Here is a 13217-nt window from a genome sequence, read left to right as displayed (position 1 = left end):
CAGGGTTCAGTGGGTCAGTCGATATAGGTGTCGACTGACGACTCCGCCTTCGCCGGGCAAGCCGGCTCCTACAGGGTTCAGTGGGTCAGTCGATATAGGTGTCGACTGACACTCCGCCTTCGCCGGCAAGCCGGCTCCTGCAGGGGGCTGTGGTGGATCAGGGCGATCCGAAAAACGGCCTGATCCCGTGATCCCGGAAATACCGCTCGATCACCTTCGGATCGGAGCACGTCTCGGCCACCGCCACATAAGTATCCGGCCGCAACAGATAAAACCCGCTACGCCCCAGGCCCGCCGCTTCAAACGCCGGACGCCAGCCAAACACATGCAACGGCAAATGATGTTCGTTGCACCAGGCAATCATTTCATCGCTGGTGTCGCCATACACATGCACCTGCCAGGTCAGGCACTTCAGCGATTCGAAATTGTCCCCCTCACCGTCGTGGGCCCAGGGTAAGCGGTCGCCGCCATGCACGTGCCCGGCAACGCCTTTGCTCAGCGGCATCCCGCGATAATCGAGGGTCATTTGCGACACCGTGCGAAACAGAAACTCGCGGCTGGTTTCCAGTGACGCCACCTTGGGGAGCAGAAACGGCGCCAGCCGCGTGCGCAGCAAGTCGGCCAGGCGTCCTTCGGCGGTGACGAAACTGAACACCCGGTCGGTGGTGGCCACCAGTTTGCGGGCAAACGAGATGCGCTCGGGTTCGTAGCTGTCGAGCAGTCGGGCTTGGGCACCGCCGCTCAATACCGCTGCGAGTTTCCAGGCCAGATTGATCGCATCGCCAATTCCGGTATTCATGCCCTGGCCGCCGGCGGGGCTGTGGACGTGGGCCGCATCGCCCAACAGAAACGCGCGCCCGGTGCGGAAGTGATCCGCCACCCGATGGTGCACGCGATAGGTCGAGAACCAGTTCAACTGATCGATCTGCACCTTCATGTGCTCGATAGCCCGGCTGCTGACGTCTTCAAAACGCAGGGTTTCGGCGCGCTCGGCGCGTTCATCGCGCACCGTACCAATCAGCCGGGCACGTCCTTCGCCGGCCAACGGAAACACCGCGAGAAAATCCGCTTCATCGAGATCCACGTGCAGTTCGCCATTGAACGTCGGCCCACTGCCTTGCACGTCGGCCACGTAGAAAATTTGCTGATAAGTGCCGCCGGGGAATCCGGTGTCCAGGGTTTTGCGCACGATCGACCGGGCACCGTCGCAACCGGCCAGGTAGCAGGTCTGGCAGATTTCCAGCTGGCCATCGGGCAAGCGCAGGCGGGCGGTGATGCTGTCGCCGGTTTCCTCGAAACCCTCAAGCTCGGTAGTGCGTTCTACCCTGATGCCAAAGGCTTCCAGGCGTTCTATCAGCAGCCGTTCATGCTCGTCCTGGGGATAGATTTCGAGGAATGCGTAGGGTGTCAGGCCCTCGCCAATTGTGCTCAAAGGCAAGCGCGCCACGGCTTCGCCCTTGACCCAGAAGTTCGCCGCAGCGACTCGATGACCGTTCTGCACCACGGCCTGGCTGAGGTCGAGCTGGCGATACAACTCCAGCGTCCGAGCCTGCACCGCCAGCGCCCGCGACGTGGTGCCGGGGCTCGACGCCTTGTCGATGATCCGCACGCGGATTCCCAGTTTGCTCAGCCACAGCGCCAGTACCAGTCCGGTCGGGCCGGCACCGATGATCAGGACGTCGCTACGGTTCATGGGCCTGTGCTCCTCGATGTGTGGAGCAAGTATGGTTCAGTCCGGGCATGGGGGCAGGCTGGCTGCCCAATGGAGGCCCCACACAGGTCAGCTCCCGCAGGTTTGTGCCAGTGGAAGGAACAGTGCATCGTTCGGGCAGTCATAGCCTGCGCCATGCCATTGATCGTATGGTTAACCCGGCTCAACGGATTTGATGGAGCATCATGCAAGCCAATCGATTGATCATGGGTATCGCCGCGTTGCTGGTCCTGGCCGGTTGCGGCACTCAACGCATCCAGGAGCCACCGGTGCGCAAGCCTGCCGAGGTCAGGGCCGAGATCGTGCGTCTGCTGCCGGCCAAGATCGTCGACCGTCAAGGATGGGCCACCGACATTTATGCAGCGTTTGCCGCCCAGAACATCTACCCCTCCACGCAAAACCTGTGTTCGGTACTGGCGGTGACCGAGCAGGAGTCGACCTTTCAGGTGGACCCACCGGTGCCGGGCCTGGGCAAGATCGCCCGCGACGAAATCGACCGCCGCGCCGCCAAGGCCCACATCCCCGGTCTGCTGGTGAGCGGTGCGCTGCAGGTGAGCTCCAGCAACGGCAAAAGCTACAGCGACCGCCTGCAAGCCGCCCGCAGCGAAAAAGAGCTCAGCGCGATCTTCGATGATTTCATCGGCATGGTGCCCATGGGCCGCACGTTGTTCGCCGGTTTCAACCCGGTGCACACCGGCGGGCCGATGCAGGTCAGCATCGACTTTGCCCAGGAGCAGGCGCGGGATTATCCATACCCGGTGGACGGTTCGATTCGTCGGGAAGTGTTCAGCCGTCGCGGCGGCATGTATTTCGGCATCGCGCACTTGCTCGGTTATCCGGTGAGCTACCAGCAGCCGCTGTACCGCTTCGCCGATTTCAATGCCGGGTGGTACGCCAGCCGCAATGCCGCGTTCCAGAACGCGGTGAGCCGTGCCACGGGCATCCCGCTGGCGCTGGATGGCGACCTGGTCCGTTACGATTCGATCATGCCCGGCACCACGGAACTGGCGGTGCGCACCCTCGGCAAGCAACTGGGCATGCGCAATCCGACTATCCGTAATCAGCTGGAGGAGGGTAAAAGCCTCGAGTTCGAGGACAGCGAACTCTATCGGCGAGTCTTCGAACTGGCCGAACAGGCCGAGGGGCGTTCATTGCCACGGGCGGTGTTGCCGGGGATCGTGCTGCAGAGCCCGAAGATCACCCGCAAACTCACCACAGCGTGGTTCGCCAAACGGGTCGATGAACGTTATCAGCGGTGTATGGCGCGGCGGTAGGCGCCGGCTTGCTGGCGAAGGCTTCTTCAAGGGCACTGCACGGCTTTAGGCCGCCTTCGCTGGCAAGCCAGCTCCTACAGGGAATCACCTGCGTACCGATGAATTGTGGTCAGCGCCAAATCCCCGTGTAGGAGCCGGCTTGCTGGCGAAGGCGTCTTCAAGGGTGCTGGATGGCTTGAGGCCGCCTTCGCTGGCAAGCCAGTTCCTACAGGGAATCACCGCCCGAGTCCCGGTTTATTGCCGGCATCCCCGGGCACTTCTACACTGTCAGCGGGCATTGTTCGCTCAATGCAGTGGAACGAGGGCGGGTGAGCGCGCCTCTACTGACTATATTCCTGTCTCGCCAGGGGAGCCGCACCATGTACCAGCTCTACGGACACCAGAACTCCGGCGCCGCTGCGATCGAAGCAGCACTCGAACTTTGCGAGATCCCTTACCGCTTCATCGATGTCGAGTCGTCCCCGCAGGACGCCATGGCGCTGGAGAAACTCAACCCGCTGAAACAGATTCCGACCTTGCAACTGCCCGACGGCAGCATTCTCACCGAGAGTGCGGCGATCCTGATTCACCTGGGGCTCACCTTTCCCCATTCGAAGCTGCTGCCGGAAAAGGCTGCGGAGCGCGATCAGGCCATCCGCGGCCTGGCGTTTATCGTCACCAATTGCTACGCGGCCATCGGCATCATCGATTACCCCGAACGCTGGTTGGCCCAGGCGGATGAAGCGTCCAGGCACAACCTCATAGCCGGCGCGCGCAAGCGCCTGCATTGGAGTTGGGAGGTGTTTGCCGATCAGTTCTCGGGCGAGTTGTACCTGGGCGATGAAACCCCCAGAGCCCTGGATGTGCTGGCGGCGGTGGTCAGTCGGTGGGCGGGCAGCCGGGAGCATTTGCGCAGTACCCGGCCAGGGTTTTTCACGTGGCTGGAACGCATCGACCGGCACCCGACGCTGGCACCGGTCTTCGCCCGGCATTGGCCAGCCTGAGAACACTGCTATCCCCCTGTAGGAGCTGGCTTGCCAGCGAAGGCGGCGTGTCAGCCGACACATGTATTAGCTGATGTATCGTCTTCGCTGGCAAGCCAGCTCCTATATGGGGGAATGCGGTGTCAGTGGTTATTCCCCGCGAATGTACTGCTCCAGCTGCCGAATCAGTTCGGCCTGTTCGGCAATGGCTTCCTTGACCAGGTCACCGATCGACAGCAAGCCGATCAGCACACCGCCTTCCACCACCGGCAGGTGCCGCAGGCGTTTGTCGGACATGATACCCATGCAGGTTTCCACGGTCTGATGGGTGTCCACGGTGATGACCGGCGAGACCATGATGTCCTCGACCGGCGTACCGACGGACGAACGGCCCTTGAGCACCAGTTTGCGCGCATAGTCACGCTCGCTGATGATGCCGATGACCTCGCCGTTCTTCACCACCGGCAATGCGCCGACGTTTTTCGCGGCCATGACCATCAGCGCTTCCAGCACCATTTGATGAGGCGCAATGGTATGGACTTCCTGATTTTGCTGGGCCTTTAACTTGAGCAGTTGGGCGACGGTTTTCATGGCGGTTTCTCAGGTGTTGTCGTTGTTCTTGAAGAATCGTAGACCCGGGCGCGCAGAGCAAGGCGGAAAGCGGCAGATAACACGCAAAAAACGCCATTCGGCGGTTTTTCCTGGGCTGTCGTTTGCTTTTAGCTCAATTCCAGCCAGATCGGTGCATGGTCCGAGGGTTTTTCCATCCCGCGCAGTTCATAATCCACGCCCGCATCCTTCACCCGCGGCAACAAGCCGTGGGACGCCATGATCAAATCGATCCGCAGCCCGCGCTTGGGCTCGTCTTCAAAGCCACGGCTACGGTAGTCGAACCAGCTGAAGCGGTCGGCCACGTCCGGGTTCAGGTGACGGAAGCTGTCCACCAGTCCCCAGTTCTTCAGGCGCGCCATCCACTCGCGTTCTTCGGGCAGGAAGCTGCATTTGCCGGTTTTCAGCCAGCGTTTCATGTTGTCCGCCCCAATGCCGATGTCGCAGTCTTCCGGCGAAATGTTCACGTCGCCCATCACCACCAGCGGCTGATCATTGCTGAACTGACTTTCCAGCAACTGCTGCAAGTCGCCGTAGAAACGCTCCTTGGCCGGAAATTTGGTCGGGTGGTCACGGCTTTCGCCCTGGGGGAAATAGCCGTTCATGATGGTTACCGGCACGCCATTGGCGTCGGCGAACGTGCCCCAGATAAAGCGGCGCTGGGCGTCTTCGTCATCGGTGGCGAAACCTTTGTGCAGCGCCAGCGGTTCTTTGCGCGAGAGCAGGGCGACACCGTAGTGGCCTTTTTGCCCATGGAAATACACGTGATAGCCCAGGGCCTGAACCTCGGCCAGGGGGAATTGTTCGTCGTGGACCTTGGTTTCCTGCAGCCCGATCACGTCAGGCTGGTGCTTCTCGATCAGCGCCGCCAGCTGATGCGGGCGAGCGCGCAGCCCGTTGATGTTGAAGGAGACGATCTTCATGGTCGGCAGTCCTGGCAAAAGGGCGATGCTAGCTGACATGGAGGGATGGGGCTAGCTTGGGGAGGCTATTCGTCTTCCTTGTTTGTCCTGTGTCGTCTGTTCCGGCCTCTTCGCGAGCAAGCCCGCTCCCACAGTGGGTTTGTGCATGGATCCAGTATTTTCTCTCACAGTGGGTTTGTGCATGGACCCAGTAGTTTCTCCACAGGGGGTTTGTACATGGACCCAATGATTTCTCCAGTCTGGTCTATACCTTGTGGGAGCGAGCTTGCTCGCGAAGACGGCTCATGCACCGCCACTGATTTCGGATCAGCACGGAACTGTGCCTGCGCTGCCAGGTTCGTACCCATAAGAACGCGGCCTTTTGAGCCGCGCCCCGGAGAGATCAGCCGTTATGCCCGAAACCTCGACCGCCATCGCCGATATCCACATGCTCGACAGCGGCTATTCCCGCGAAGCCCGCTCCTTGCTGTACCAGGCTTATCGGCACGAACCGACCTTCGGTTACCTGTTCGAAGCGGAACGCCCCGGTTACGAACAACGGGTCCGCGCCACCGTGCGCGAACTGGTCAAGCAACATTTTCTGCAGGACTTGCCGGCCATCGGCCTGCTGGTCAACGACCGGTTGATCGGCATCGCCCTGATCGCGCCGCCGCAACGGCGTCTGGGCATCACCGACAGCTGGGCCTGGCGCCTGCGCATGGTGCTCAGCACCGGCTTTCGCTGCACCCGCCGCTACCTCGAATATCACGATGCGGTGATGGCGTGCGTGCCGTCCGACGAGGTGCACCTGCTGCCTTTGCTGGGGATTCATCCACAATTTCAAGGCAAGCACTTCGGCGAACAGCTGCTGCAAGCGGTGCATAACTGGTGCGCGGTGGATGAACACTCCCAGGGCGTGGTCCTCGATACCGGGAATCCTCGTTATCTGGAGTTCTATAAGCGTCAAGGCTATGAGGAAATCGGCGAGGTGGCCGTAGGACCGATCCGCGAACACGTGTTTTTCCACGCCAATCCTCAGGTGTTACAAACAGCAACGGCTTAACGGTAGAACTTTCTTTCATAGCGAGGCTCTATCACGCTCCCAAGCTCGTGATAGCATCCGCGCCTATGAAGTTTTCAGGAAGATTTACCAGCGCCATGCTGATGCTGATCACCAGCTGCGCGGCGCTGGCGCAAAGTGAATTGGATGTGCGGATCAAACCGTCCAACGATGAACTCAAAGCCAATATAGAGGGCTATATCGGCAGCCTCGGCGATCGCGATGAGGAAGCCTTGCTGCGCTTCAGTCGTGGCGCCGAGGAGCAGGCGCGCAAGGCCGCCCAGGCCCTGGGCTATTACGCCGCAGATCGACAGCGACGTGAAGGGCGGCAAGACGCCGCGCCTGGTGCTGAACATCGATCCCGGCGAGCCGGTGCATTTGCGCAACGTCACCATTCGCGTCGAGGGGCCCGCGGCCTCTCTCAAATCCTTTCGCGTGCCCAAGGGCGCCGCACTCAAGACCGGCGCGGTGCTCAATCATGGTCACTACGAAGATGCCAAGCGCCTGATCCAGAACCAGGCCTCGCGCTATGGCTTCTTCAGCGGGCGCTTTACCAGCCAGAAGCTGGCGGTAGACCCCCGGGCCGGCGTGGCCGACATCGAATTGGTCTACAACAGCGGCCCGCGTTATGCCCTGGGCAAGGTCAGCTTTGAAGGCGACACGCCCTTCGACGAAGACTTGTTGCAACGCATGGTGCCGTTCAAGGCGGGCGCACCCTATGACTCCGAACTGATCGCCGAACTCAACCAGGCGCTGCAATCGAGCGGCTATTTCGAGGGGGTGCGGGTCGATGCGGCACCGACCGCGTCCAAGGCCAATGTGATCCCGGTGGACGTCAAGCTCGACACCCGCAAGCCGCGAACCATGGGCCTGGGCGTGGGTTACTCGACCGACGTCGGCCCACGGGTCAAGGCCAACTGGACCCGGCATTGGGTCAACCCCCAGGGGCACAGCTACGGCTGGGAAACCGAAGTCTCGGCGCCACGGCAAAACGTCGGGCTGTTCTACGACATTCCGCTGGACCCGCCGCTGACCGACAAACTGCGCTTCGCCGGCGGCTATCAGTATGAAGAAATCGCCGATAAGGACAGCCTGAGCAAGCTGTTGACCCTCGGTCCCGAGTGGCACAGCAAGTTGCCCAGCGGCTGGCAACGGGTGGTGTCGCTCAAATGGCAACGGGAAGAGTACCGACTCGGCGACGACTCGGGGCTCAGCACCTTGCTCATGCCCGGCGTCAGTTATTCCTATCTGAAAAGCGACAACCGTATCGACCCGCACAATGGTTATCGCCTGGCCTTCGAAACCAAGGTCGCCAAGGAAGGGTTGGGGTCCGACAACAATCTGCTCTATGGCACGGCACTGGTGAAAGGCTTGACCACGGTCTTCGACAAACACCGTTTGCTCGGTCGGGTACAGGTCGGCGGCAGCGCGACCAACGGCTACAAATCAGTGCCGCCGTCGTTGCGGTTCTTCGCCGGTGGCGATCAGAGCGTGCGCGGTTACGATTATCAGAGCCTGTCCCCGGAAAACTCCAACGGCGACCGCATCGGCGGTCGTTACATGGTGGCCGGCAGCGTCGAGTATCAGTACGCCGTCGCCGAAAAATGGCGGGTGGCGACCTTCATCGACCAGGGCAACTCCTTTAATACACTTGAATTGCCGAACCTCAAGACCGGCGTCGGCATCGGCGTGCGCTGGGTGTCGCCGGTGGGGCCGATCCGCCTCGACCTGGCTCACGCGATGGACGACGACGGCGGCATTCGACTGCACTTTTCCATGGGGCCTGAGCTGTGAAGCGTGGTTTGAAAGTAACGCTGCTGGCGATCCTGGCGCTGTTGATGCTGGTCGTCCTTACCCTGGCCACGGTATTGGGCACGGTGACGGGCAGTCGCTGGGCTCTCGGGTTTGTCCCGGGCCTGACCGTGGAGAATTTCCAGGGGCGCCTGGGCGGGCAGTGGAGCGCCGACCATCTGTTGTGGCAGCAGGACAGCAGCCAGGTCGAGCTGAGCAAAGTGATTTTCGCCTGGTCGCCGCTGTGCCTGACGCGCATGACCCTGTGCATCGAGCAATTGCAGGCCGACCAGGTCAGCTTGCAATTCCCGCCGGGCGCGGAAGAAGAGAGCAGCGGGCCGATCACCCTGCCGGACGTGCAATTGCCCCTGGCAATAGAGTTGGGTGACATCAAGGTCGGCAGCCTTTTGTTCAACGGCAGCGAAGCGCTCAAGGGCCTGCAACTGGCGGCGCACTGGACCGATAAAGGTTTGCAGATTGATTCCGTGCAGTTGCAGCGTGACGAGCTGAGCCTGAACCTGTCCGGCCTGCTGCAACCCAGCGGCAACTGGCCGCTCAAGGCCGAGGGTAGACTGACCCTGCCATCGCCGGGCACCGAGCCGTGGGCGCTGGCGCTGAAGGTCGACGGCGACCTGCTGAAGACCCTGAACCTGAAAGCCGACAGCAGCGGCTACCTGAACGGACAACTGACGGGCCAATTGCAACCGCTGGTGGAAAACCTGCCGGCCAAGGTGCGCATCACCGCCGACGGCTTCAAGCCCAGCGCCGACCTGCCGGACACCCTGCAACTCAACCAGCTGGAACTCACCGGCGACGGCGACTTGAAACAGGGTTACCAACTGCTCGGCAAAGCCACGCTGCCCGCCGAGAAGGGCCCGGTGGCATTGTTGCTGCAAGGCAAGGTCGACGCCAATGGCGCGCAGATCGCCGGGCTGGACCTGACGGCCAACGACAAGCAAAGCCTCAAGCTCACCGGGCACCTGGACTGGAGCAAAGGCCTGAGTGCCGAGGCGAAAATCGACTGGCTGGATTTCCCCTGGCACCGTCTCTATCCGCTGATCGACGAACCGGAAGTGGCCTTGCGCAGTTTCAACGGTGAAGTCTCCTACACCGACGGCAAGTACCTCGGCAACTTCAAGGCCGCGCTGGATGGCCCGGCCGGGGCCTTCAGCCTGAACAGCCCGTTCGCTGGCGACCTGACGAAAATCTACCTGCAACAAATCCAGCTCGAAGCCGGGCAGGGCAAAGCCCAGGGTCACCTGAACCTGCAATTCGCCGATGGCATTGCCTGGGACACCGCGCTGGACCTGTCGGCCATCAATCCGGCGTACTGGGTCGCAGAGTTGCCGGGCACCCTGGCCGGACCGTTACGCAGCAAAGGCGAGCTGAAGAATGAAACACTCAGCCTGAATGCCGACCTGGACCTGAAGGGCAAGCTGCGCGGCCAACCGGCAGTGATCCAGGCCAAGGCCGACGGCGGCGGCGAGCAATGGAACCTCAGCGCCCTGCAGATTCGCCTGGGCGACAACAGCATCAATGGCAAGGGCAGCCTGCAACAGAAACTGACCGGCCAGATCGACATCAAGCTGACGCGCCTGGCGCAGCTCTGGCCGCAATTGCGCGGGCAGCTCAACGGCCGGGTCGATGTCGCCGGCACGCTCAAGGCACCGCAAGGCAAGCTCGGGCTGCAAGGTACGCAGCTGGCGTTCGAAGACAATCGTCTGCAAAGCCTGAACCTGGATGCGACGCTCGACAGCGCGCAACGGGCGAAAATCGATCTCAAGGGCCGCGGCATCCAGGCCGGCGACACCTCGTTGGGGACCTTGACCGCCAGTGGCCAGGGCGATATCAAGAAGCAGAAGCTGACCTTGGATCTGCAAGGACCCCAGCTGAAACTGGCGCTGGGCTTTGACGGTGCGCTGGACCAAGGCAACTGGCGCGGACGCCTGGCCAGCGGCGATATCCAGGCCGGTGGCCAGGACTGGAAGCTGCAAGGCCCGGCGAAGCTCGAGCGGCTGGCGGACGGCAAGGTCAACTTCGGCGCCCATTGCTGGATGTCCGGCCCGGCCAGCCTGTGCGGTGAAGACCAGCGCCTGATGCCGGAGCCGAAGCTGCGTTATCACCTCAAGCAATTCCCGATCGACAGCCTGGCGCAGTGGTTGCCCAAGGATTTTGCCTGGAAGGGCCGGCTCAATGCTGACCTGCAACTGGACATGCCCGCCAGCGGCCCGAACGGTCAGATCAGCATCGATGCCAGCGGCGGCACCCTGCGCGTGCGCGAGAAAGACCAGTGGCTGGACTTCCCGTACCAGACCCTGAAACTGACCAGCAAACTCACGCCCAAGCGCATCGACACCGACCTCAACTTCGTGGGCGGCAAGCTCGGCGAACTGATGGTGCAGGCCCAGATCAATCCGTTGCCCAAGGACAAGCCGCTGACCGGGTCTTTCCGTTTGAGCGGGCTGGACCTGTCCGTGGCCCGGCCGTTTGTGCCGATGGTCGAGAAAATCACCGGGCGCTTGAATGGCAGCGGCACGATTTCCGGCGCACTGCTGGCCCCTCAGGTCAATGGCAGTGTGCTGCTCAGCGACGGTGAGATTTCCGGGGCTGAACTGCCGATGGACCTTGAAGCCTTGCAGGTGCGGGCGCTGATTGCCGGCGAAACCGTGCAATTGGAGGGCAGCTGGAAAAGCGGCAAGGCCGGGCAGGGCAGCTTGAATGGCGACATCGCCTGGGGCCAGGCGCTGGTGGTGGACCTGGTGCTCAAGGGCTCGCAGTTGCCGGTGAACGTCGAGCCGTATGCCAAGCTGGAAATGGCGCCAGACCTGAAGATCTCGATGAAGGACGACAAACTGTCGGTGGCCGGCAAAGTGCGGGTGCCCAAGGGTGAAATCACCGTGCGCGAGTTGCCGCCGTCGACGGTCAAGGTCTCCGATGACACGGTGATCATCGGCCAACAGACCGAAGAGGGCAAACCGCCGATGGCCATGGCGATGGACATCGATGTGGTGGTCGGCGAAGAAAAACTCAGCTTTGCCGGGTTTGGCCTGACCGCCAACCTGCAAGGGCATGTGCACATCGGCGACAACATGGACACCCGCGGCGAGCTCTGGCTCAACGACGGGCGTTACCGCGCCTACGGCCAGCGGCTGACAGTGCGCCGCGCACGTCTGCTGTTTGCCGGGCCCATTGACCAGCCCTACCTGGACATCGAAGCGATTCGCCAGACCGATGACGTGATCGCCGGGATTCGCCTGAGCGGCAGCGCCGAGCAGCCGACCACGCAAATCTTCTCAGAGCCGGCCATGAGCCAGGAACAGGCGTTGTCCTATCTGGTGCTGGGCCGTCCGCTGAGCACCACCGGCGAGGACAACAACATGCTGGCTCAAGCGGCACTCGGGCTGGGCCTGATGGGCAGTTCGGGGGTGACCAGCGGCTTGGCCAAGAGCCTGGGTATTCAAGACTTCCAGCTCGATACCGAGGGCAGCGGCAACGAAACCAGTGTGGTGGCCAGCGGCAATATCTCCGAGAAACTCAGCCTGCGTTACGGGGTTGGCGTGTTTGAGCCGGCCAACACCATTGCCTTGCGCTACAAGCTGAGCAAGAAGGTCTACCTCGAGGCTGCAGGTGGTGTGGCCAGTTCGCTGGATATCTTCTACAAGCGGGATTTCTAGGCCCGCGTTCCCTCGATACCGAGTCGCTTCCTTCGCTGGCAAGCCAGCTCCTACAGGTGTTGTGTCGCGCGATCCATGTGATCGACACGATCCCCTGTAGGAGCTGGCTTGCCAGCGAAAGCAATCTATCAACCCCCCCAACCCACCTGCAAAACCCCATTTATCAGCCCCGCCAAACACAACAGCAAAACTCCATTTATCTGTGAAATAGAAAGCAGCCTAACTATTTCATTGACATTCGCTGCCTAGGCAGTAACATCTCGACATACATTCTCTGCCTAGGCAGCTAATTGGTGGTCAGATGAAACATTTCACCCCGGACGAATTCCACACGTGCCATCTCGGCCTCCTGCTCGGGCGCGCGGCGCTGCTCAAGGACCGGATCATCGACACCCACATGGAACCCCACGGCATCACTGCCGCGCAGTTCAAGGTGCTGATCATCATGGCCCAGTTCGGCGTCGATACCCCGGCCGAGCTCTGTCGTCACCTGTCCCTGGACAGCGGTTCGATGACCCGCATGCTCGACCGTCTGGAACAGAAAGGCTTCCTCGCCCGCCAACGTTCCGCGGCGGACCGCCGTCAGGTGCAGCTGGTGCTGACTGAAGAGGGGCTGAAGCTCGCCGACCGCCTGCCACACATCGGCGCCGACGCCATGAATGAATTGGCCGGGGCCATCACCCCGGAAGAACTGAACACCCTGGAACAGATCCTCAAGAAAATCCTGGTGGCCGCCGGTGACTCGATCACCCTGCTGCGGGTAGGTGACAAATGAACAGTAAAACCTTGCGCAGCGGTCTCAGCCTGGTGCTGTTGGCCATGACCCTGGCCGGTTGCGCCAGCTACAGCGGCCTGGACACCGAAGGCGTCAGCCTCGAGGCAAAAAACCTCAAGGCCGGACAATCCCTCAGCGGCGTGACCCTGTCGCCGGCGGCCTGGCCGAAAAGCGACTGGTGGAAAAGCCTCGGCGACCCGCAGCTCGACGGCCTGATCCGCGAAGCCCTGCTCGACAGCCCGGACATGCAAATCGCCGCCGCCCGCGCCCATCAGGCCAGCGCCGCCGCTTACGCCGCCGACGCCGAGCGGATGCCGACGCTGGATGCCAAGCGCGGCGCCAGCCGTTCGCGTCTGGCCCGCGATCAAGACCCGCAGGGGCAGGGTGATGCCTACTCCACCGTGCGCAACATCGGCGCCAGTTTCAATTACAACTTCGACCTCTGGGGCGGCCAGCGCG

The 13217-nt window shown here is 61.9% G+C and carries 9 protein-coding genes and 1 pseudogene; 7 read left to right on the top strand and 3 right to left on the bottom strand.

Annotated elements, in window-relative coordinates; all coding sequences use genetic code 11:
• Positions 1 to 157 precede the first annotated feature (157 nt).
• On the bottom strand, positions 158 to 1693 hold the full coding sequence (locus BZ163_RS01915; protein WP_128869569.1) for an FAD-dependent oxidoreductase: 1536 nt from the start codon (positions 1691 to 1693) through the stop codon (positions 158 to 160).
• 203 nt (positions 1694 to 1896) lie between these two features.
• On the opposite strand from BZ163_RS01915, the gene BZ163_RS01910 reads away from it, so the two are divergent.
• Both BZ163_RS01910 and BZ163_RS01905 read left to right on the top strand, forming a co-directional pair.
• Positions 1897 to 2985, top strand: coding sequence for a DUF1615 domain-containing protein (locus tag BZ163_RS01910; RefSeq protein WP_128869568.1), 1089 nt, complete (start codon positions 1897 to 1899; stop codon positions 2983 to 2985).
• Positions 2986 to 3344: 359 nt separating this feature from the next.
• Positions 3345 to 3968 carry a glutathione S-transferase gene (locus BZ163_RS01905; protein ID WP_128869567.1) on the top strand — a complete coding sequence of 208 codons (624 nt, stop codon included), beginning with the start codon at positions 3345 to 3347 and terminating at the stop codon, positions 3966 to 3968.
• Between the two features lie 129 nt (positions 3969 to 4097).
• Here the strand turns inward: BZ163_RS01905 and BZ163_RS01900 are convergent, their stop codons facing one another.
• On the bottom strand, positions 4098 to 4538 hold the full coding sequence (locus tag BZ163_RS01900; protein ID WP_128869566.1) for a CBS domain-containing protein: 441 nt from the start codon (positions 4536 to 4538) through the stop codon (positions 4098 to 4100).
• Between the two features lie 128 nt (positions 4539 to 4666).
• Positions 4667 to 5479, bottom strand: a complete 813-nt coding sequence (gene xthA / locus BZ163_RS01895) for an exodeoxyribonuclease III (RefSeq protein ID WP_128869565.1) — start codon at positions 5477 to 5479, stop codon at positions 4667 to 4669.
• A gap of 391 nt (positions 5480 to 5870) precedes the next feature.
• On the opposite strand from xthA, the gene BZ163_RS01890 reads away from it, so the two are divergent.
• The 5 genes and pseudogenes from BZ163_RS01890 to BZ163_RS01870 all read left to right on the top strand — a co-directional run.
• A complete protein-coding gene (locus BZ163_RS01890) occupies positions 5871 to 6521 on the top strand; it encodes an N-acetyltransferase (protein ID WP_128869564.1) in 651 nt (216 codons plus the stop codon).
• 65 nt (positions 6522 to 6586) lie between these two features.
• Positions 6587 to 8312 (top strand): annotated as a pseudogene (locus BZ163_RS01885) (autotransporter assembly complex family protein).
• Complete coding sequence (locus tag BZ163_RS01880) at positions 8309 to 11983, top strand: translocation/assembly module TamB domain-containing protein (RefSeq protein WP_128869563.1); 3675 nt, start codon at positions 8309 to 8311, stop codon at positions 11981 to 11983. The pseudogene BZ163_RS01885 and the gene BZ163_RS01880 overlap by 4 nt, the downstream one beginning before the upstream one ends.
• A gap of 301 nt (positions 11984 to 12284) precedes the next feature.
• Positions 12285 to 12758 (top strand): MarR family winged helix-turn-helix transcriptional regulator, encoded by a 474-nt coding sequence (locus tag BZ163_RS01875; RefSeq protein WP_128869562.1) that lies wholly within the window; start codon positions 12285 to 12287, stop codon positions 12756 to 12758.
• Positions 12755 to 13217: TolC family protein (locus BZ163_RS01870; RefSeq protein WP_168187298.1), on the top strand; the 463-nt coding region annotated here is incomplete at its 3' end. The genes BZ163_RS01875 and BZ163_RS01870, both read left to right, overlap by 4 nt.

The organism is Pseudomonas sp. VI4.1 (genome assembly GCF_002029345.1).
Taxonomy (GTDB): domain Bacteria; phylum Pseudomonadota; class Gammaproteobacteria; order Pseudomonadales; family Pseudomonadaceae; genus Aquipseudomonas.
Note: the sequence above shows the minus strand (reverse complement) of the source record. Positions and strands in the feature narration are given on the sequence as shown.